This window comes from Pseudomonas sp. BF-R-01 (assembly GCF_019946615.1).
GTDB classification, from domain to species: domain Bacteria; phylum Pseudomonadota; class Gammaproteobacteria; order Pseudomonadales; family Pseudomonadaceae; genus Aquipseudomonas; species Aquipseudomonas migulae.
In genome coordinates this window covers 18,439-39,552 of the sequence record NZ_JAGYFX010000007.1, presented here as the reverse complement: position 1 = coordinate 39,552, position 21,114 = coordinate 18,439, and the positions used below count along the sequence as shown (strand labels likewise).

Here is a 21,114-nt window from a genome sequence, read left to right as displayed (position 1 = left end):
GTCTTTGCTATCGACTCGAAGATCACCAGAGGCTTCTTCGTAGCTCCAAGGCGTTCAGTGGGCCTTGAGGCAGATATGGCGCAGCGGACGGGACTCGAACCCGCGACCCCCGGCGTGACAGGCCGGTATTCTAACCGACTGAACTACCGCTGCGTATCGCTTTGGACTTGCGTCCTAACTCGTCTGATTGAAGCTCAGAGACTTTTCAATCTCTCTTTCAATCTCAAATCAGGGATAAACCTGACTTGGAAAATATGGCGCAGCGGACGGGACTCGAACCCGCGACCCCCGGCGTGACAGGCCGGTATTCTAACCGACTGAACTACCGCTGCGCGTCGGTGGAGGCTTTTCAGCTTCCCTCCTGCTTTCGCAAGAGTCTCAAGAAGTGGTGGGTGATGACGGGATCGAACCGCCGACATTCTGCTTGTAAGGCAGACGCTCTCCCAGCTGAGCTAATCACCCTTTGCTTCTCTGAGGCCGCGAAATTTACGCACCTAACGAAGCTAAGTCAATAGCAGGATTGAAGTTTTTCTGAAAAAGACAAAATCGTGTCATCCCTGGGGATGTCCGCAGCCGTTAGACCGCTTCGCGAGCAGGCTCGCTCCCACAGTGGGCCGCGTTTTTAATGTGGGAGCGAGCCTGCTCGCGAAGAGGCCGGCACATTCGGCATCAATGCAGAAGACCGCCCCCGCACTGCTATTCGCTGTAAATCATCTTCTTGGTCATGCCGCCATCGACCACAAACTCCTGGCCCGTGACGAAACCCGCATTCTTCGACAGCAACCAGGCAACCATCGCCGCCACGTCCTCGACCGTCCCTACCCTGCCCGCCGGATGCTGCGCATGGTCAGCTTCGGTCAGTGGTTCGGCACGCCGCACCCCAGGGTCTCGCGCATCGATCCAGCCAGGGCTGACGGCGTTGACGCGAATTTCCGGCCCGAGGCTGATCGCCAAGGCGTGAGTCAAGGCCAGCAGACCGCCCTTGCTCGCCGCATAGGCCTCCGTGTCGGGTTCTGACTGCCCGGCGCGGGTCGAGGCCAGGTTGACGATCGCACCGCTGTGAGCACGCAGGTACGGCGCACAGTGCTTGGCCAACAGCATCGGCCCGCTGAGGTTTACCGCCAGTACCCGATTCCAGTAAGCCAGATCGAGGCTTTCCAGGGTGATGTTGTGCGGATCGGCCACTGCCGCGTTGCACACCAGCGCATCCAGACGCCCGAACTGCCCCAGCACTTCGGCAACACCCAACGCCACCTGCCCTTCGTTCGAGACGTCCATGGCGATGAACCAGGCGTTGTCGCCCAGCACCTTCGCCACCTTCGAACCACGCACCCGATCCAGGTCCGTCAGCACCACCTGCCAGCCTTCGCTGATCAGCCAGGCCGCAATCCCCAGACCAATGCCCCGCGCAGCACCGGTCACCAGTGCGACGCGGCCATTAGAACTGGTAGTCGGCGTGGACAACTCGATCACAAGGCAGCCAACCCGCGCGCCAGATCAGCCTGCAGGTCGGCCACGTCTTCCAGACCGACCGCAATGCGGATCAGGCTGTCACGAATGCCCGCTGCTTCACGCTCTTGCGGCGCCAGACGGCCGTGGGAGGTGGTGCTCGGGTGGGTGATGGTGGTCTTGCTGTCGCCAAGGTTGGCGGTGATCGAAATCAATCGGGTTGCATCGATAAAGCGCCACGCGCCCTCTTTACCGCCCTTGACCTCGAAACTCACCACGGCGCCGAAACCTTTCTGCTGACGCTGTGCCAACGCGTGTTGCGGATGGCTTTTCAGGCCGGCGTAATGGACTTTCTCGATACCGTCCTGCTGCTCCAGCCACTCGGCCAGTTGCTGCGCGTTGGCACAGTGCGCCTTCATGCGCAGGTTCAGGGTTTCCAGGCCTTTGAGGAAGATCCACGCGTTGAACGGGCTCAAGGTTGGCCCGGCGGTACGCAGGAAGCCGACCACTTCTTTCATCTGCTCGCTGCGACCGGCCACTACGCCGCCCATGCAACGGCCCTGGCCATCGATGAACTTGGTCGCCGAGTGCACGACGATGTCCGCGCCCATCTTCAGCGGCTGCTGCAGCGCAGGTGTGCAGAAGCAGTTGTCGACCACCAGCATCGCGCCTTTGGCGTGAGCGATTTTCGCCAGTTCGGCGATATCCACCAGCTCGGCCAGTGGATTGGACGGCGACTCGACAAACAGCAACTTGGTGTTGGCCTTGATCGCCTCGTCCCAGCCGGACAGATCCGCCAGAGGCACGTAATCGACTTCGATGCCGAAGCGCTTGAAGTACTTCTCGAACAGGCTGATGGTCGAACCGAACACGCTGCGCGATACCAGCACATGATCGCCGGCGCTGCACAGACTCATCACCACCGCCATGATGGCGGCCATGCCAGTGGCGGTGGCCACGGCTTGCTCGGCGCTTTCCAGGGCGGCAATGCGCTCTTCGAACGCGCGCACGGTCGGGTTGGTGTAGCGCGAGTAAACGTTGCCCGGCACTTCCCCGGCAAAACGTGCGGCCGCGTCGGCGGCGGTACGGAACACATAGCTGGAAGTGAAGAACATCGGATCACCGTGTTCGCCTTCCGGCGTGCGGTGCTGACCGGCGCGTACGGCCAGGGTATCGAACGCTACGCCTTCGAGGTCGCTGTCCAGCCGACCGGCATCCCAATCCTGACTCATGCTGTCACTCCTTGCCCTACTCGCTAATAGATACAAAAACGGCCTGTAGGAGCATGGCTTGCCCGCGAAGGGGCCTTTGGGAACACCAAAAGCTTCGCGGGCAAGTCGGGTCGCCGCACCGCTCGCTCCTACAGGCCGCGCGTTTACTCAGTTGTTGTACAGATCAATGATCGCGCTGACTGCCTGCGTCTTGACCTTGGAGGCATCGTTGCGTGCCTGCTCGATCTTGTTCAGGTAAGCCTCGTCGACGTCGCCGGTCACGTACTGGCCGTCGAACACCGCGCAATCGAACTTGTCGATCTTGATCTTGCCGCCACCGACCGCTTCGATCAAGTCAGGCAAGTCCTGATAGATCAGCCAGTCTGCGCCGATCAGATCCGCGACGTCCTGGGTCGAACGGTTATGGGCGATCAGCTCGTGGGCGCTCGGCATGTCGATGCCGTAGACGTTCGGGTAGCGAACGGCCGGTGCCGCGGAGCAGAAGTAGACGTTTTTGGCGCCAGCTTCGCGGGCCATCTGGATGATTTGCTTGCAAGTGGTGCCGCGAACGATCGAGTCATCCACCAGCATCACGTTCTTGCCGCGGAATTCCAGTTCGATGGCGTTGAGCTTCTGGCGTACGGATTTTTTCCGTGCGGCCTGGCCCGGCATGATGAAGGTCCGGCCGATATAACGGTTCTTCACGAAGCCTTCGCGGAACTTGACGCCCAGGTGGTTCGCCAGCTCCAGCGCGGCGGTACGGCTGGTGTCCGGAATCGGGATGACCACGTCGATGTCGTGATCCGGACGCTCGCGCAGGATCTTCTCGGCGAGCTTCTCACCCATGCGCAGACGGGCCTTATAAACCGAGACACCGTCGATGATCGAGTCCGGACGCGCCAGGTAGACGTGTTCGAAGATGCACGGAGTCAGGGACGGGTTGGTCGCGCACTGACGGGTGTGCAGCTTGCCGTCTTCAGTGATGTAGACCGCTTCGCCCGGTGCCAGGTCGCGAATCAGGGTGAAACCGAGCACGTCCAGGGACACGCTTTCGGAGGCGATCATGTACTCCACGCCTTCGTCGGTGTGACGCTGACCGAAAACGATCGGGCGGATGCCGTGCGGGTCGCGGAAACCGACGATGCCGTAACCGGTCACCATCGCCACGACAGCGTAACCACCGACGCAACGGTTGTGCACGTCAGTGACGGCAGCGAACACGTCTTCTTCAGTAGGCTGCAACTTGCCACGCTGGGCCAGTTCGTGCGCGAACACGTTGAGCAGCACTTCCGAATCGGAATTGGTGTTGACGTGGCGCAGGTCAGATTCGTAAATCTCCTTGGCCAGCTGTTCAACGTTGGTCAGGTTACCGTTGTGCGCCAGGGTGATGCCGTAAGGCGAGTTGACGTAGAACGGTTGAGCTTCGGCCGAGGTCGAGCTGCCCGCGGTCGGGTAACGCACATGGCCAATGCCCATGTGACCGACCAGACGCTGCATGTGACGCTGATGGAACACGTCACGCACCAGGCCATTGTCCTTGCGCAGGAATAACCGGCCGTCATGGCTGGTCACGATACCGGCAGCGTCCTGGCCGCGGTGCTGGAGGACGGTTAGCGCGTCATACAGCGCCTGATTGACGTTCGACTTACCGACGATACCGACGATGCCACACATGCGACGCAACCCCTACTTAATGGATCTGAACTGAACACAACTCACTGAGGCGTTTTGGCCGTCGGCAAGAGGTGCTCCTTGAACGGTATTTCAGCGGGTACGCTGATACCGCTGGCAAGCCACTGACTGCTCCACCCGAGAATCAGGTTTTTGGACCAGTCTGCGACCAATAGAAATTTTGGCACGAGTTGCGACTGTTGCCACCACCCGTCCTGCTGTACCGGCCCCAGGCTCAACAGCCCGACCGCCACGACCACCAGCAACACGCCACGCGCGGCGCCGAAGGCCATGCCGAGGAATCGATCGGTCCCGGACAACCCGGTGACGCGAACCAATTCGCCGATAAGATAATTGATCATTGCGCCTACGATCAGCGTGGCGACAAACATTATTGCGCAGCCCGTGATCACACGTGCCGATGGCGTTTCGATGTATCCGGCGAGGTATTCGGACAATGCACCACCGAACATCCAGGCGACGACTCCTGCGATGATCCAGGTCACCAGCGATAATGCTTCTTTGACGAAGCCGCGGCTCAGACTGATCAATGCGGAGATGGCGACGATTGCAACGATCGCCCAGTCAACCCAGGTAAATGGCACAGTGCAGCCTACAGACGGATAAGGCGGCGCATTTTAGCAGAGCCCATGCTTATCGGTAAGCTGCGATTGTCAGTGCATTTCAAATCGGGTCGATAGTTTTCAACCGCGCTCAGGCTGGAAGCGCACCACAAAACCCTTGAGGTTCTGCTGGCGGTTCAATAAGTCGCGCAGACGATCGGCTTCCGCACGCTCGATCAGCGGCCCGACGAACACCCGATTCTTGCCGTCAGCCGTGCGAATGTAGGCATTGTAGCCTTGGCTGCGCAGGGTTTTTTGCAGGTTTTCTGCACTGGCACGGCTCGACAGGCTGGCCAGTTGCACCGACCAGCTGACCGACAGGCCATTGGCGTCGACGCGGCTTTGAGTAGTATCCGGCTTACCCGGTGCGGCGGTAATCGGCTGGCTCGGCGCAGTCGTCGGTTTGTTGACCGGAGCCGGTGCCGGAGGCGGCGTTACCGGTTTTGCGGCAGGCGCAGGCGCGACGGGTGCAGTCGGCGCGATCGGCATTACGGGCTCTTCCTGCTGCGCGATGTCGTCATCACTCGGCACAGGCTCCTGCGGCAAGACTTGCGGCTCAGGTACCGCCACCGGCTCGACCTGCACCTGCGGCACCGAAGGCGCTTGCGGGGCGGCTGGCGCTTCGACCGTTACCTGACGCTGCTCATCCTGACGGGAAAACAGCATCGGCAGGAAAATCACCGCCAGCGCCACCAGCACCAGGGCGCCGACCATGCGCTGTTTGTAAGCCTTATCCAGCAATGCCATTTGCCGCTTCCTCCGTGGAGCGCCGGGCCAGCCATTCAAGGGCCTCGGCAACACAATAAAATGATCCGAACAACAGAATTTCGTCGTCGCTCGTCGCCAGCGCGCACTGCCCTTCCAGGGCTGCGGCCACGCTGCCATAGGACGCGACTGAAGCACCAAGGTTGTGCAACACCCCGTGCAAATCGGCGACCGGCCGTGCCCGCGGCGAATCCAGCGGCGCAACAGCCCAGTGCTGGACACTAGCATTCAATTCGCCGACAACACCATCCAGATCCTTGTCCGCCAGCAATCCAAACACCGCCAGACGCTTGCCGGCCGGCGGTCGGCTCGCCAAACGACGGGCCAGGTATTCGGCGGCGTGAGGGTTATGCCCCACATCCAGCAACAGGTTCAGACGCTTGCCCTGCCAGTCGAACTGGCGGCGGTCGAGACGACCAACCACCCGCGTGGCTTTCAGCGCATCAATAATCTGCGCATCGACCCAAGGCAAACCAAGCAACAGGTACGCCTGCAACGCCAGCGCGGCGTTTTCCATCGGCAGATCGAGCAACGGCAGATCATGCAACTCGACTACACGCCCTTGAGCGTCAAGACCGCGCCATTGCCAGTTGTGATCGGTGACACCGAGGTCAAAATCGCGTCCCCGCAGGAAAAACGGGCAAGCCAGCTCGCGCGCCTTGTCCAGCAGAGGTTGAGGAGGATTCAGGTCGCCACAGAGCGCAGGCGCGCCCTGGCGGAAGATGCCGGCCTTTTCATAGGCCACTGACTCACGGGTGTCGCCCAGATAATCCGCGTGATCCACGCCGATGCTGGTCACCAGCGCCATGTCGGCATCCACCACGTTGACCGTGTCCAGTCGCCCGCCCAGACCGACTTCCAGCACCACGGCATCCAGCGCTGACCGTTGAAACAGCCAGAACGCCGCCAGGGTGCCCATTTCGAAGTAAGTCAGGGAAGTTTCGCCACGCCCCGCCTCCACCGCAGCAAAGGCTTCGCACAGCTCGGCATCCGTCGCTTCGACGCCGTTGACCTGCACCCGCTCGTTGTAACGCAGCAGGTGCGGAGAATTGTAGACACCAACCTTCAGACCCTGCGCCCGCAGCAATGAAGCCACGAATGCGCAGGTGGAACCCTTGCCGTTGGTGCCGGTGACCGTGATCACCCGAGGCGCCGGCTTGCCCAGCCCCATGCGGGACGCTACCTGTTGCGAGCGCTCAAGGCCCATGTCGATGGCCGAAGGGTGCAACTGCTCAAGGTAGGCGAGCCACTCGCCAAGGGTGCGTTGGGTCATATGTTTGCAGGCACCGGCGGAACGACGATCGGCTCGATTGGCGCGGCGACGAATTTCGGCGTCGGCTTGCCGGTCAGTTGCGCCAGCAGGTTACCCAGGCGCGGACGCAGTTCCTGACGGTGAATGATCATGTCGATCGCACCGTGCTCCAGCAGGAATTCGCTGCGCTGGAAGCCTTCCGGCAGTTTTTCGCGAACGGTTTGCTCGATCACGCGTGGACCGGCGAAGCCGATCAGGGCTTTCGGCTCGCCGACGATCACGTCGCCAAGCATCGCCAGGCTGGCGGAGACGCCGCCGTAGACCGGATCGGTCAGCACGGAGATGAACGGAATGCCCTCTTCACGCAGACGCGCCAGCACCGCAGAGGTCTTGGCCATTTGCATCAGGGAAATCAGGGCTTCCTGCATCCGCGCACCGCCGGAAGCGGCGAAGCAGATCATCGGGCATTTGTTTTCCAGGGCGTAGTTGGCGGCGCGTACGAAGCGCTCACCGACGATCGCACCCATGGAACCGCCCATGAAGGAGAATTCGAAGGCCGAAACCACCACCGGCATGCCCAGCAGGGTGCCACTCATGGAGATCAGCGCGTCTTTCTCGCCAGTCTGCTTTTGCGCAGCGGTCAGGCGGTCCTTGTACTTCTTGCCGTCGCGGAATTTCAGACGGTCGACTGGCTCCAGGTCCGCACCCAGCTCGCTGCGGCCTTCGGCGTCGAGGAAGATGTCGATACGGGCGCGGGCGCCGATACGCATGTGGTGGTTGCACTTCGGGCAAACGTCCAGGGTCTTTTCCAGCTCCGGACGATACAGCACAGCCTCGCAAGACGGGCATTTGTGCCACAGACCTTCAGGCACCGAGCTCTTCTTGACCTCGGAACGCATGATCGAAGGGATCAGTTTGTCTACTAACCAGTTGCTCATGCTTTCTTTCTCCAGTACCGGCGGCCCGAACGCTCTGGTTCGCAGCCCCGCGTATGCCCTTGAGCTAAATTCATGTGTGTGGCGATGATCGGTGGGTGGCCGGGTCAGTGAAGCGTGACCTGCGTACAACCCATCAATCCTCAGCCGTGCCTGCTTTGTGCAGCGCAGTGCATTTTGGGACGGCGGCAGTCTGCCAGCCGTCACATCAACTACTTGCTGCTGCGTACCGCGTTAATGAATGCCTGAATCTTTGCGTGATCCTTGATGCTCTTGCTCGCCTCTACTCCCCCACTGACGTCCACGGCGTAAGGCCGAACCCGGGCAATCGCTTCGCCGACGTTGTCCGGCGTCAAACCGCCCGCCAGGATGATCGGCTTGCTCAAGCCTTGCGGTATCAGAGACCAGTCGAACGCTTCGCCGGTTCCACCAGGGACGCCTTCAACATAAGCATCGAGCAGGATACCGCTGGCACTTGGAAACGCATTGCATGCCGCCGCGATATCGTCGCCGGCCTTGACCCGCAGCGCCTTGATGTACGGTCGATGCCAGCCTTCACAGTCGGCAGCGGTTTCGTCGCCATGGAACTGCAACAGGTCCAGCGGCACGGCGTCGAGCAACTCTCCCAACTCGCAACGGCTGGCGTTGACGAACAAACCCACGGTCGTCACGAACGGCGGCAGCGCCTTGATGATGTCGCGCGCTTGCTGGAACGTCACAGCCCGCGGGCTCTTGGCGTAAAACACAAACCCGATGGCATCAGCCCCGGCCTCGACCGCCGCCAACGCATCTTCTATGCGGGTAATCCCGCAAATCTTGCTGCGAACGGCTGACATGTCGATAAAACCTCAGGGTAAATCCGAGAAAGTCCCGGATGGTAACAAATGCGTTCGAGGGCGTCAGCCGTCAAGTTCGGTGAAACCGGTCAGGAAGTGTGGGCCAATGTAACGTTCAGGCAATTCGAACTCGTCGCGGTACTCGACCTGCACCAGATACAGGCCGAATGGATGCGCCGTTACCCCGCCGGAACGGCGAATGCGGCTCTCCAGCACTTCCTTCATCCACTCCACCGGACGCTCACCTGCGCCGATGGTCATCAATACACCGGCAATGTTACGCACCATGTGGTGCAGGAAGGCGCTGGCGCGGATATCCAGCACGATCATCTTGCCGTGACGCGTGACGCGCAGGTGATGCAGCTCCTTGACCGGCGATTTGGCCTGGCACTGGCCGGCGCGAAAAGCGCTGAAGTCGTGGGTGCCGACCAGGTATTGCGCAGCCTCGGCCATGCGCTCGACGTCGAGCGGACGGTGATTCCAGGTAATTTCTTCGTTCAGGTGCGCCGGACGGATCTGATCGTTGTAGATCACGTAGCGATAGCGCCGGGCGATGGCCTTGAACCGCGCATGGAAATGCGCCGGCATGACCTTGGCCCAACTGACGCTGACGTCGTGGGGCAAGTTGATGTTGGCACCCATGACCCAGGCTTTCATCGACCGCTCGACCTGTGTGTCGAAATGCACCACCTGCCCGCACGCATGCACGCCGGCGTCCGTGCGCCCGGCGCACAGCAGCGACACGGGTGAGTCGGCAACTTTGGACAAGGCGTTTTCCAGGGTTTCCTGCACCGTGAGCACGCCGGAGGCCTGACGCTGCCAGCCGCGATAGCGAGAGCCTTTGTATTCAACGCCCAACGCGATGCGGAAAAAGCCGTCGGCCGCCATTTCGGCGGCCGGGTTATCTATATTTGCCAAGGAGTGACAGCCTGCTGATCTACGCAAAGGCGGGCATTATAAGGCCGCCGGACCGGGACGCCAGAGGCGTGTGTCGTTTGTGCCGTTGCAGTGTCCACACAGACTTCGCTATATAGATAACTACACAACGAAAAAAACAGTACACCACCGAGACCTGATGATGAATGCACCTCTCAAAGAAGCCGTCGGCCTGGCGTACAGCCTGGAAGGCATGCTGCACGCCAAACGCAAGACGTGGGAAGCCATCGACGAAATGGCCAGACGCATCAAACCCGGCATGCGTGAATCCGAAGCGCTGGCCATGAGCCTTGAGGTATTAAACGAACTGGGAATGGACCGCATCTGGCACCCGTCAAAGATCCGCTTTGGCGAAAACACCCTGAAAACCTTCAAGCAGCGCTCCGAAGGCGATCCGGTACTGGCCGAGAACGACATTTTCTTTATCGACCTCGGCGTGGTCTGGGATCGCCATGAAGGCGACTCCGGCGCAACGTTCGTCGTCGGTGACGACTCCGAGATGAAGGCGTGCGCGACGGCCGCGAAGACCTTGTTCGATCAGGTTCACGATTACTGGCGAACCCGGCAGGTGGCCGGTCCCGAGCTGTATCGCTACGCCGACGAACAGGCGATGGCGATGGGCTGGAAGCTGAACCTGGAAATCAAGGGACACCGGGTCAGTGATTTCCCCCATGCGATTTATCGTGCCGGGGATCTGGGGAATTTCGAGGAATGTCCGAATGTGGGGTTATGGATTCTGGAAATTCAGATCGCCCACCCTACCCGGCCGTTTGGTGCGTTTTATGAGGATTTGCTGGCCTGAACCAAAAAGCTTCGCGGGCAAGCCTCGCTCCTACGCGAATCACCAAACCTGTAGGAGCGAGGCTTGCCCGCGAAGACACCTCAACAGACTCCATCGCATTATCGATAAAACAAAAACGGCAGCCTCAATGGGCTGCCGTTTTGTTTATGCCTTACCGGTCATTCAAGCCAGACGCGAAAGCATTTCCTTGGCTTCGCTCTTCTGACCCGCGTCACCTTCGCTGACCACCTCATTGAGGATGTCCCGCGCGCCGTCGGCGTCGCCCATGTCGATGTAGGCCTGGGCCAGGTCGAGCTTGGTGGCGACTTCGTCGGTGCCGGAGAGGAAATCGAATTCCGGCTCATCAGCGGCGGAAGCCAATGCGTCTTCGGCAGTGAAGGTCGGTTCGCCAATGCTCTGCGACAGACGATCCAGCTCGGCGTTGACGTCATCCAGCTCAGCGGCAAATGCATCCGGAGCGTCCATTTCATCGGCCAGCGACAGATCGAAATCCGCCGGCAGCTCCAGATCATCCAGCGCGACCTCAGGAGCGGCGGCAGGTACTTCAACGGCAGGCAAGTCCTTGACGTCGTCATCCAGGCTCAACAGGAAATCGTCTTCATCGAGGATCCCTGGCGACGGATCGGCACCGAGGTCCATGTCCAGATCGAAGTCCGACAGGTCGTCGAGGTTTTCCTTGATTTCAGTCTGTTGCTGCAACACCGACTCAAAGCTCAGGTCGTCGTCCAGCGGGAATTCATCCAGTTCGGCCAAAGCCTCTGGTTCTGGCTCAGGCGTCGGCTCAGGCGCAGCCACCACAGGAACGACGTTTTCCAGATCATCCAGACTCAGATCAAACGCGCTGTCGAAGTCGTCATCGGCCAGTGCCGGCGCCGGCTCTTCGGACTCGTCCATCAACAGCTCTTTGACGTATTCGGCGTCCAGCTCGGCAGCGACGGCCGCAGCAGCCAGACCACCCGCCACGACGACCGCCATGGCCGGGAAGCGGCTTTTCAGCTCTTCGACACGGGCGAAGTTTTCGCCGTTGGCCACGAGCTGACGCTCCTGGGCCACGAACGCGTCGCGGTCGCCCTGCTGGCCATAGACTTCCATCAGCTTCAGACGCAGGTCACTGCGCTGAGGCTCTTGTTTGATGCCATCTTCCAGCAACGCAGCCGCCTGATTCAGGCGACCGGCGGCCATGTGCGACTGCGCCTTGGCCAGCACGTCGTCATCACGATCAGCGGCAGGCGCGACCAGTGGCGCGGCGATCGGCGGCATGACCACCACTGGCTCAATGACCGGAGCCGGAGCGGGAGCCGGGGTTGGCGCGGGTGCAGGAGCTGGCGCGGTCGCGAGCTTCACGCTTGGCGGCGGCACTTCCAGACCTTCGAAGCTGCTTTCAGGCAAATCCAGATCAGCGGAGAAATCCTGCTCCTCGGACAAGGCACGGGCCATCCGCAGGTGTTTCTCGGCTTCCTGCTGGGCTTTGCGGCGACGGGCCAGCAACAGCAGCAACAGCAGCAGAACCACTGCCCCACCGCCGACCAGACCCAGCAGCACCGGATTGGTCAGCAGGTCGTTGAATTTCTGATCGTCAGACGCGGCTGGCGCTGGCTCGACAGGCGCTTCAGCCGGAGTTGGCGCGGCCTCAGGAGCGGCCGCCACCGGGGCTGGCATTACAGGCGCAGGGCTCGGCGTCAATTCGGCCGAGATCGCCGGGGCCGCCGCGACAGCAGCAGCCGGCGCACCCGCAGCACCTTCGGCCTGCATCTTGGCCAGTTGATTGTTCTTCAGCTCGATCAGGCGTTGCAGCTTGTCCAGCTGACTTTGCAGATCGGTCATGCGGCTTTTCAGTTCAGCGTTGTCACGGCGGGTCGTGTCGAGGCTTTCCTGGGCCAGGGCCAGTTTGTTGCTCAAGGCCTTCGCATCACCTGCAGCACCTTTGCCACCGGTCTTGCCGGACTCGGCAGACACCAGGCTCAGTTTGTCCTTGGCAGGCTGCACAGGAGCGCCTTCAGCGCGAGGGCGCTTGGTCGCGTCGAGTTGCTGCTGCCCTGCTCCAGGCTTCGCCACATAGCGACGCCCCTGACGCCACGCAGTGTTCTGCGCAGCGACTTCGGCAATGGCTTTGGGTTGCGGCACGCTGGCGACTTGCGTCTGATCCGGCAGGCGCAGCACCTGACCGGTTTTCAGCAAGTTGATGTTGCCGTTGATGAAGGCATCCGGGTTCAGCGCCTGGATGGCCAGCATGGTTTGCTGAACCGAGCCGCCATTGCGCGCCTTCGCAGCGATTTCCCAGAGGGTATCGCGCGGCGTGGTGGTGTATTGGGTCGGCTTGGTAGCGCCGGTCACCGGTGCAGCGACAGTCTGGGTCGGCGCCGGCTGCGCAGCCGCTTCAGCGGTTTGCGGCGAGAATTTGGACGGATCGAGCAGCACGCTGTAATCGCGCAGCAGGCGACCGTTGGGCCACATCACCTGAACCAGGAATTTCACCATCGGTTCGGACAGCGGCTTGCTGGAGGTCACGCGCAAGATGCTTTTGCCACTGGCGTTGAGCACCGGGGTGAAGCTCAGGTCATTGAGGAATGCCTGACGGTCGACACCGGCCTTGGCGAAATCTTCGGGCGACGCCAGGCTCGGCACCAATTCGGCGGCCGTGAGTTCCTTGACGTCGAGCAATTCGATTTCCGCCACCAGCGGCTGGTTCAGCGACGACTTCAGGGTCAATTCCCCGAGCCCGAGCGCATGCGCCATACCGGAGGACAGCGCCGAGGCGGCCGCTATTGCTAACACCAGTTTGCGAACTTGAACCATAGCCTCATCCTTTGTTTGAACATTCCTCGGCCAGCGAGAAGGTGTTGATAGTCGCTGCCGTAAGGCATTGCGCGCGGCGGCGAAGGGTCGTCGCGCGCGATCATTTCTTTCATGCCCCGGAAAGCCTCGCAGGGTGGCTTGCCTTCAGCAATCCGGTCGAGCATGACGCCCGACCAGAATCATTCTGCAAATTGTTGCCAAGTATCTTTTACAGCAGGTCTTTTATCAACAATTCAGCCACCTGCACAGCATTGAGCGCCGCGCCTTTGCGTACGTTATCTGACGTCAGCCACACATTAAGTTCCGACGGGTCGTCGATTCCAGCGCGAACCCGACCGACGTAGACCACATCCTGCCCTACCGCATCGCCGACCGGCGTCGGGTAATCGCCGGCTTCCACCAGCTCGATACCCGGAGCGTCTTCCAGCGCCGCGTTGACTTTTACCAGGTCCACGACGCTTGCAGACTGCAGGGTCACGTTAAAGCTATCGCCAAAAAACACCGGGGCTTGAATGCAAGTGACGGAAATCTTTAATGAAGGCAAGGCCATGACCTGACGCAGCTCACGCACCAGACGCTTTTCCAGCAGCGTATGGCCGTTTTCATCCGGCTTGCCGACTTGCGCCAGCAGGTTGAAGGCCATCTGCCGATCGAAAAAACTCGGCTCCAGCGGACGCACATTGAGCAGCTCGGCGGTTTGCCGGGCCAGCTCTGTAACGGCTTCGCGGCCCTGGGCAGAAACGGCCAGGCTGGCGGTCACATTGACGCGCTGCAGATCGAGCAGACCGAGCAAGGGTGCGAGTACCACGGCCAAGGTGGTGGCCGACGGGCTTGGGCTGCTGACCTGGAATGGCTTTTTCAGACCGGCCAGAACCTGAGCATTGGCTTCCGGCACCACGTGCGGCGCCTGATCGGCAGGCAAGGCGCCGGACAGATCGATCAGCGAGCAACCGGCCGCCGTGGCACGCGAGGCGAAACTCAAGGTCACCGCCGGACCTGCGGCGAAGAACACCAGCTGTACTTTGCTGAAGTCGAACTCATCGACCTCCCGCACCCGCACGTTCTTGCCGCGAAACGGCACCGAATGACCGGCGGACTCGCTGCTGGCCAGCAGGTGCAGGTTACCGACCGGAAAGTCGCGTTCTTCGAGAATCTGCACGAGCGTTTCGCCGACAGTACCGGTGGCGCCGATCACGGCAATATCAAAGGACTGGCTCATGGTTGTACCTCTGGCGAAACGGGGGGAGCGGCACTTTACCGGGTGGAGGGTGTGCAGGCAATTTCTGCCGGGGATTTGCGGCGCCTGTACCGGCCCCTTCGCGGGCAAGCCTCGCTCCTACAGGTGCGGCGCGATCCCATGTAGGAGCGAGGCTTGCCCGCGAAGAGGCCCTTTCTGGCGACACAACTTCCATAAAAAAACCCGCGCCCCTTTCAAGGCACGGGTTCTTTCATTGCTTCAATCGATCAACGCTCAAGCAGAATCCGCAGCATGCGACGCAGCGGCTCGGCCGCGCCCCACAGCAGCTGGTCGCCAACGGTGAATGCGCCGACGAACTGCGAACCCATGTTCAACTTGCGCAGACGGCCAACCGGAACATTCAGGGTGCCGGTGACCTTGGTAGGGCTCAGCTCCTGCATGCTGATGTCACGGTTGTTCGGCACCAGCTTGACCCAAGGGTTGTGCTGGCTGATCAACCCTTCGATGTCGGCGATCGGCACGTCTTTGTTCAGCTTGATGGTCAGTGCCTGGCTGTGGCAGCGCATGGCGCCGACACGCACGCAGATGCCATCGACCGGGATCGGGCTCTTGAAGCGACCGAGGATCTTGTTGGTCTCGGCCTGGGCCTTCCACTCTTCGCGGCTCTGACCGTTCGGCAGTTCCTTGTCGATCCACGGGATCAGGCTGCCGGCCAGCGGTACGCCGAAGTTTTCGGTCGGGTACGCGTCGCTGCGCATGGCTTCGGCCACACGACGGTCGATGTCGAGGATGGCGCTGGCCGGGTCGGCCAGTTGATCGGCGACAGCGCCGTGGGTCACGCCCATTTGCTTGATCAGTTCACGCATGTGCTGCGCGCCGCCACCGGAGGCTGCCTGATAAGTCATGGCGCTCATCCACTCGACCAGACCGGCTTCGAACAGACCGCCCAGACCCATCAGCATCAGGCTGACGGTGCAGTTGCCGCCGATGTAGTTCTTGGTGCCCGCGTCGAGCTGCTGGTCGATGACCTTGCGGTTGACCGGGTCCAGCACGATGACCGCGTCATCCTGCATGCGCAGGCTGGAAGCGGCGTCGATCCAGTAACCCTGCCAGCCGGCTTCGCGCAGCTTCGGGAAGACTTCGCTGGTGTAGTCGCCACCCTGGCAGGTCAGAATCACGTCGAGGGTTTTCAGCTCTTCAATGCTGTAAGCGTCCTTGAGCGGAGCAATGTCCTTGCCCACGGACGGGCCTTGGCCACCGACATTGGAAGTGGTGAAAAACACCGGCTCGATAAGATCGAAATCCTGCTCTTCCAGCATCCGCTGCATGAGCACGGAACCGACCATACCGCGCCAACCGATCAGACCTACACGTTTCATCGCAACTACACCTTCTTGAAAAGTGGGCCGCTGCTTTCGAAGTGGAAAGTGGCAGCGGGCCCGAGAGATTACAGATTCCGCAGCGCGGCGACTACTGCGTCACCCATTTCCTGCGTACCGACTTTAGTGCAACCGGTCGACCAGATGTCGCCCGTCCGCAGGCCCTGATCCAGCACCAGGCTCACGGCTTTCTCGATGGCATCCGCTGCATCCGACTGGTTGAAGCTGTAACGCAACATCATCGACACCGACAAAATGGTCGCCAGCGGGTTGGCGATGCCCTTGCCCGCGATGTCCGGAGCCGAACCGTGGCACGGCTCGTACATGCCTTTGTTATGGGTATCCAGCGATGCCGACGGCAGCATGCCGATGGAACCGGTGAGCATCGACGCCTGGTCGGACAGGATATCGCCGAACATGTTGTCGGTGACGATCACGTCGAACTGCTTCGGTGCGCGCACCAGTTGCATGGCGGCGTTGTCGACGTACATGTGGCTCAGTTCGACTTCCGGGTAATCCTTGGCCACTTCTTCGACGATTTCACGCCACAGCTGGCTGGAAGCCAACACGTTGGCCTTGTCCACCGAGCACAGCTTCTTGCCGCGCACCATGGCCATGTCGAAACCGACACGGGCGATGCGGCGGATTTCGCTTTCGCTGTATGGCAGCGTGTCGTAGGACTGACGCTCGCCGTTTTCCAGGGTGCGGGTGCCACGCGGCGCGCCGAAGTAGATGCCGCCGGTCAGCTCGCGAACGATCAGGATGTCCAGGCCGGAAACGATTTCGGCTTTCAGGCTGGAAGCTTCGGCCAGTTGCGGGTACAGGATCGCCGGACGCAGGTTGCCGAACAGGCCCAGTTGCGCACGAATCTTCAGCAGACCACGCTCAGGGCGGATGTCACGCTCGATGGTGTCCCATTTCGGGCCGCCCACGGCGCCCAGCAAAACAGCATCGGCGGCGCGAGCACGCTCCAGGGTTTCATCGGCCAGTGGCACGCCGTGCTTGTCGATGGCTGCGCCACCAATCACGTCGTGGCTCAGTTCGAAGCCCAGGCTGTACTTGTCGTTGGCCAGTTCCAGCACCTTGACCGCTTCGGCCATGATTTCCGGGCCAATACCGTCACCTGGGAGAATCAGAATCTGCTTGCTCATGCTTTCCTCATGTCATCAGTCGGTGTGCCCTTGGGCACGCCCGGAAAAATTCTATCGCTCGGTGCTTATGTTTCCGAGCTTATCGTTCTGCCATCAGCACCAGTACATCGGTACTGAACGAACCATCGGCCTCAATCTCAAAATATTCGCGTACTTCGTTGCCCATCGACTGCTGCAATTCGAGGATCGCAGCGCGCATCACTTGTGGTGTGCGCATGCGCTCGACCCAGCTGGTGTACTCCAGACGCAGGCGCTGACGCGTGGTGCTGCGAGTGTGCAACCCCGCCTCGCTGACCTGACGCAGCCACTCGCCGGCGGAATAATCGCGCACATGGCTGGTGTCGCGCAGCACTTCGACACTTTGCAGGTAAGTGTCGAACAACGGGCTGCCCGGTGACAACACGTCGATGAACGCCGCCACGCCGCCCGGCTTCAACACCCGCCGGACTTCACGCAGGGCCAGGCCGAGATCGCTCCAATGGTGCGCCGAATAACGGCTGAAGACGAAGTCGAATTCGCCATCGGCGAATGGCAACCGCTCAGCGGCACCCAGGACCGTGGACACGTTGCCCAACCCACGATCAACGGCAGCACCGGCGACCACGTCGAGCATTTGCTGCGACAGGTCGTAAGCCACCACTTCCTTGACCAGCGACGCCACGTGAAAACTCACGTGACCGGCGCCGCAACCGAGGTCCAGCACGCGGGCATCGCCCTGCCCGGCCAGCTCAGCCTGTAGCAGCGCAAACTCAGTGCCTTGAGCGTGGACGGCGCTGCTCAGGTAGGCCGAGGCCTGCTCGCCGAATTGCTTTTGGACTACCTGGCTGTGCTGGGCGGTGCTGGTCATGTGGACTTCCTTTTTCGGGTGAGTCTTGGGGTGTTTTTTCGGGCCTCTTCGCGGGCAAGTCGGATCGCCGCACCGCTCGCTCCTACAGGTATTGCGCTGTGTAGGAGCGAGGCTTGCCCGCGAAGGCGTCATCACGCCTAACGCAAACTTACGCGTCGCGAAACAACCAGGGCTGGCTCGCACGATGCTTGGCTTCAAACGATGCAATCGCCTCGTGATCCTGCAAAGTCAGGCCGATGTCATCGAGGCCGTTGACCAGGCAATGCTTGCGGAACTCGTCAAGCTCGAAGCTGTAGACCTTGCCGTCCGGCCGGGTCACGGTCTGGGCTTGCAGGTCGATCTTCAACTCGTAGCCAGGATTCGCCTCGACCTGCTGGAACAGTTCATCCACTTCAGCGTCGCTCAAGATGATCGGCAGCAAGCCGTTCTTGAAGCTGTTGTTGTAGAAGATGTCGGCATAGCTCGGCGCAATGATGCTGCGGAAACCGTACTCTTCCAGCGCCCACGGCGCGTGCTCGCGGCTGGAGCCGCAACCGAAGTTCTCGCGGGCCAACAAGACGCTGGCGCCCTGGTAACGCTCGGCGTTGAGGACGAAATCCTTGTTCAGCGGACGCTTGGAGTTGTCCTGGTAGGCATAACCCACGTCCAGGTAGCGCCATTCGTCAAACAGGTTCGGGCCAAAACCGGTGCGCTTGATCGACTTCAAGAACTGCTTCGGAATGATCTGGTCGGTGTCGACGTTGGCACGATCCAATGGCGCGACCAAACCGGTGTGTTGGGTAAAAGCTCTCATGTGCGGTTCCTCAGATCAGTTCGCGAACGTCGATGAAACGACCGTTGACGGCAGCCGCCGCGGCCATGGCCGGGCTGACCAGGTGCGTACGGCCACCGGCGCCCTGACGCCCTTCGAAGTTGCGGTTGGAGGTCGATGCGCAATGCTCGCCCGACTCCAAACGGTCCGGGTTCATCGCCAGGCACATCGAGCAACCCGGTTCACGCCACTCGAAACCGGCTTCGAGGAAAATCTTGTCCAGGCCTTCGGCCTCGGCCTGCGCCTTCACCAGGCCCGAGCCCGGCACCACGATGGCTTGCTTGATGGTCGAAGCCACTTTGCGGCCCTTGGCGATCACCGCCGCAGCGCGCAGGTCTTCGATCCGCGAGTTGGTGCAGGAGCCAATGAATACGCGGTCCAGCTGAATGTCGGTGATCGCCTGATTGGCGGTCAAACCCATGTACTTCAGGGCGCGCTCGATGGAACCGCGCTTGACCAGGTCCATTTCTTTCGCCGGGTCCGGCACGTTCTGATCGACCGCCAACACCATCTCGGGCGAAGTGCCCCAGCTGACTTGAGGCTTGATCTGAGTGGCGTCCAGCTCGACGACGGTGTCGAACACCGCATCAGCATCGGAAACAAGGTCTTTCCAGGCTTCGACAGCGAGGTCCCATTCCGCGCCTTTCGGGGCAAACGGACGGCCTTTCACGTACGCCACGGTTTTTTCATCCGCCGCCACCAGACCTACGCGAGCGCCGGCCTCGATGGACATGTTGCAGATGGTCATGCGGCCTTCGATAGACAAGTCGCGAATGGCGCTGCCGGCAAACTCGATGGCGTGGCCATTACCGCCGGCGGTGCCGATCTTGCCGATGACCGCGAGCACGATGTCCTTGGCGGTCACGCCGAACGGCAGTTTGCCTTCGACCGACACCAGCATATTCTTCATTTTCTTGGCGACCAGGCACTGCGTGGCGAACACGTGCTCGACCTCGGAAGTGCCGATGCCATGGGCCAGGGCGCCAAATGCACCGTGGGTCGAGGTGTGCGAGTCGCCGCAGACCACGGTCATGCCCGGCAAGGTTGCGCCCTGCTCCGGACCGATCACGTGAACGATGCCCTGGCGCACGTCATTCATTTTGAATTCGGTGATGCCATATTCATCGCAGTAGTCATCGAGGGTCTGAACCTGCAAACGCGAGACCTGGTCGGTAATCGCTTCGATGCCGCCCTTGCGATCCGGAGTGGTCGGTACGTTGTGGTCCGGCGTGGCGATGATCGAGTCGACGCGCCAAGGCTTGCGCCCGGCCAGGCGCAGGCCTTCGAAAGCTTGGGGCGAAGTCACTTCATGGATGATGTGGCGGTCGATATAGATCAGCGACGACCCATCGTCGCGCCGTTTCACTTCATGGGAATCCCAAAGCTTGTCGTAAAGCGTTTTGCCGGCCATCAGACGGTCCTCATCAGCGTGTTTCTATGCCCTGGGTCTTGAGAATTTCAATAACCCTTTGGCTTGTGAGGTCGATCCTAGGGGGTTACATTAAATAACTCAAATTCATATTTTTTATGCTTTGGATAACCAACTGGAATACGACGATGGACCTGGCCAACCTTAATGCCTTTATTGCCATTGCCGAGACAGGAAGCTTCTCCGGTGCCGGCGAACGGCTGCACCTGACGCAACCGGCGATCAGCAAACGGATTGCCGGGCTGGAGCAGCAATTGAAGGTGCGACTGTTTGATCGACTGGGCCGCGAAGTCGGCCTGACCGAAGCCGGACGCGCCCTGCTGCCACGGGCTTATCAGATTCTGAACGTGCTGGACGACACCCGCCGCGCCCTGACTAACCTGACTGGCGAAGTGACCGGCCGCCTGACGCTGGCCACCAGTCACCACATCGGCCTGCACCGTTTGCCGCCCTTGTTAAGGGAATTCACCCGACGCTACCCACAAGTGGCGCTGGATATTCAGTTCCTTGATTCGGAAGTGGCCTACGAAGAAATCCTCCACGGTCGCGCCGAGCTGGCCGTCATCACCCTCGCACCCGAGCCTCATGCCCTGGTCAAGGCCACGCCGGTGTGGGACGACCCGCTGGATTTCGTGGCCGCGCCGGAGCATTCACTGATCAGCAATGGCGCGGTCAGCCTGGCGGACATCGCCCTGCATCCGGCGGTGTTCCCCGGTGGCAACACCTTTACTCACCATATCGTCCGGCGCCTGTTCGAAGCCCAAGGCTTGACGCCGAACATCGCCATGAGCACGAATTATCTGGAAACCATCAAGATGATGGTGTCGATCGGCCTGGCCTGGAGCGTGTTGCCGCGCACAATGCTTGACGATCAGGTTGCGCGAATACCTTTGCCCGGCATACAACTGACTCGCCAGCTAGGCTATATCTTGCACACCGAACGGACGCTGTCGAACGCAGCACGGGCTTTTATGGCCTTGCTGGATGCACAACTCGATCTGCCAGGGACTCAAGGCTAATTTG

At 60.8% G+C, this 21,114-nt stretch carries 18 protein-coding genes and 3 tRNA genes; 2 read left to right on the top strand and 19 right to left on the bottom strand.

Annotation, left to right across the window (positions count from 1 at the left end; all coding sequences use genetic code 11):
• Nucleotides 1-76: 76 nt before the first annotated feature.
• The 12 genes from KGB27_RS04840 to truA all read right to left on the bottom strand — a co-directional run bounded on the left by KGB27_RS04840 (nt 77) and on the right by truA (nt 9,630).
• Nucleotides 77-153: transfer RNA gene (locus KGB27_RS04840), tRNA-Asp, on the bottom strand.
• 102 nt (nt 154-255) lie between these two features.
• Nucleotides 256-332 (bottom strand) — tRNA-Asp (locus KGB27_RS04835).
• 54 nt (nt 333-386) lie between these two features.
• Nucleotides 387-462 (bottom strand) — tRNA-Val (locus tag KGB27_RS04830).
• Nucleotides 463-696: 234 nt separating this feature from the next.
• Entirely contained in the window at nt 697-1,473 is a 777-nt protein-coding gene (locus KGB27_RS04825) for an SDR family oxidoreductase (RefSeq protein ID WP_008037619.1), read from the bottom strand.
• Nucleotides 1,470-2,681 (bottom strand): O-succinylhomoserine sulfhydrylase, encoded by a 1,212-nt coding sequence (locus KGB27_RS04820; RefSeq protein WP_192416852.1) that lies wholly within the window; start codon nt 2,679-2,681, stop codon nt 1,470-1,472. Before KGB27_RS04820 ends, KGB27_RS04825 begins: the two co-directional genes overlap by 4 nt.
• A gap of 147 nt (nt 2,682-2,828) precedes the next feature.
• Entirely contained in the window at nt 2,829-4,334 is a 1,506-nt protein-coding gene (gene purF / locus KGB27_RS04815) for an amidophosphoribosyltransferase (RefSeq protein ID WP_007935163.1), read from the bottom strand.
• A 41-nt stretch (nt 4,335-4,375) separates the two neighbouring features.
• Nucleotides 4,376-4,936, bottom strand: coding sequence for a CvpA family protein (locus tag KGB27_RS04810; RefSeq protein WP_008028275.1), 561 nt, complete (start codon nt 4,934-4,936; stop codon nt 4,376-4,378).
• Nucleotides 4,937-5,035: 99 nt separating this feature from the next.
• Nucleotides 5,036-5,701, bottom strand: a complete 666-nt coding sequence (locus KGB27_RS04805) for an SPOR domain-containing protein (protein ID WP_008037624.1) — start codon at nt 5,699-5,701, stop codon at nt 5,036-5,038.
• Nucleotides 5,685-6,992, bottom strand: a complete 1,308-nt coding sequence (gene folC / locus KGB27_RS04800) for a bifunctional tetrahydrofolate synthase/dihydrofolate synthase (protein WP_223553348.1) — start codon at nt 6,990-6,992, stop codon at nt 5,685-5,687. The genes KGB27_RS04805 and folC overlap by 17 nt, the downstream gene beginning before the upstream one ends.
• Nucleotides 6,989-7,909, bottom strand: a complete 921-nt coding sequence (accD, locus tag KGB27_RS04795) for an acetyl-CoA carboxylase, carboxyltransferase subunit beta (RefSeq protein ID WP_008028281.1) — start codon at nt 7,907-7,909, stop codon at nt 6,989-6,991. The genes folC and accD overlap by 4 nt, the downstream gene beginning before the upstream one ends.
• A 209-nt stretch (nt 7,910-8,118) precedes the next feature.
• Nucleotides 8,119-8,742 carry a phosphoribosylanthranilate isomerase gene (locus tag KGB27_RS04790; RefSeq protein WP_223553346.1) on the bottom strand — a complete coding sequence of 208 codons (624 nt, stop codon included), beginning with the start codon at nt 8,740-8,742 and terminating at the stop codon, nt 8,119-8,121.
• A 63-nt stretch (nt 8,743-8,805) separates the two neighbouring features.
• Nucleotides 8,806-9,630 (bottom strand): tRNA pseudouridine(38-40) synthase TruA, encoded by an 825-nt coding sequence (truA, locus tag KGB27_RS04785; RefSeq protein WP_032828713.1) that lies wholly within the window; start codon nt 9,628-9,630, stop codon nt 8,806-8,808.
• A gap of 190 nt (nt 9,631-9,820) precedes the next feature.
• On the opposite strand from truA, the gene KGB27_RS04780 reads away from it, so the two are divergent.
• Nucleotides 9,821-10,480 (top strand): M24 family metallopeptidase, encoded by a 660-nt coding sequence (locus KGB27_RS04780; protein ID WP_223553472.1) that lies wholly within the window; start codon nt 9,821-9,823, stop codon nt 10,478-10,480.
• 162 nt (nt 10,481-10,642) lie between these two features.
• On the opposite strand, the gene KGB27_RS04775 is transcribed toward KGB27_RS04780, so the two are convergent.
• The 7 genes from KGB27_RS04775 to leuC all read right to left on the bottom strand — a co-directional run bounded on the left by KGB27_RS04775 (nt 10,643) and on the right by leuC (nt 20,073).
• A complete protein-coding gene (locus KGB27_RS04775) occupies nt 10,643-13,276 on the bottom strand; it encodes a FimV/HubP family polar landmark protein (RefSeq protein ID WP_223553343.1) in 2,634 nt (877 codons plus the stop codon).
• A gap of 208 nt (nt 13,277-13,484) precedes the next feature.
• Nucleotides 13,485-14,495 carry an aspartate-semialdehyde dehydrogenase gene (locus KGB27_RS04770; RefSeq protein WP_223553341.1) on the bottom strand — a complete coding sequence of 337 codons (1,011 nt, stop codon included), beginning with the start codon at nt 14,493-14,495 and terminating at the stop codon, nt 13,485-13,487.
• A 245-nt stretch (nt 14,496-14,740) separates the two neighbouring features.
• Nucleotides 14,741-15,853 carry an aspartate-semialdehyde dehydrogenase gene (gene asd / locus KGB27_RS04765; RefSeq protein WP_008037636.1) on the bottom strand — a complete coding sequence of 371 codons (1,113 nt, stop codon included), beginning with the start codon at nt 15,851-15,853 and terminating at the stop codon, nt 14,741-14,743.
• A gap of 68 nt (nt 15,854-15,921) precedes the next feature.
• Nucleotides 15,922-17,004, bottom strand: coding sequence for a 3-isopropylmalate dehydrogenase (gene leuB, locus KGB27_RS04760; RefSeq protein WP_192226354.1), 1,083 nt, complete (start codon nt 17,002-17,004; stop codon nt 15,922-15,924).
• Between the two features lie 79 nt (nt 17,005-17,083).
• The gene (locus KGB27_RS04755; RefSeq protein WP_008037641.1) at nt 17,084-17,851 is read right to left on the bottom strand and encodes a class I SAM-dependent methyltransferase; all 768 of its coding nucleotides are present in this window, start codon (nt 17,849-17,851) and stop codon (nt 17,084-17,086) included.
• 148 nt (nt 17,852-17,999) lie between these two features.
• Complete coding sequence (gene leuD / locus KGB27_RS04750; protein WP_008028298.1) at nt 18,000-18,644, bottom strand: 3-isopropylmalate dehydratase small subunit; 645 nt, start codon at nt 18,642-18,644, stop codon at nt 18,000-18,002.
• 10 nt (nt 18,645-18,654) lie between these two features.
• Nucleotides 18,655-20,073 (bottom strand): 3-isopropylmalate dehydratase large subunit, encoded by a 1,419-nt coding sequence (leuC, locus tag KGB27_RS04745; protein WP_008028300.1) that lies wholly within the window; start codon nt 20,071-20,073, stop codon nt 18,655-18,657.
• 146 nt (nt 20,074-20,219) lie between these two features.
• On the opposite strand from leuC, the gene KGB27_RS04740 reads away from it, so the two are divergent.
• The gene (locus KGB27_RS04740; RefSeq protein WP_008028303.1) at nt 20,220-21,110 is read left to right on the top strand and encodes a LysR family transcriptional regulator; all 891 of its coding nucleotides are present in this window, start codon (nt 20,220-20,222) and stop codon (nt 21,108-21,110) included.
• The last annotated feature ends 4 nt before the right edge of the window (nt 21,111-21,114 follow it).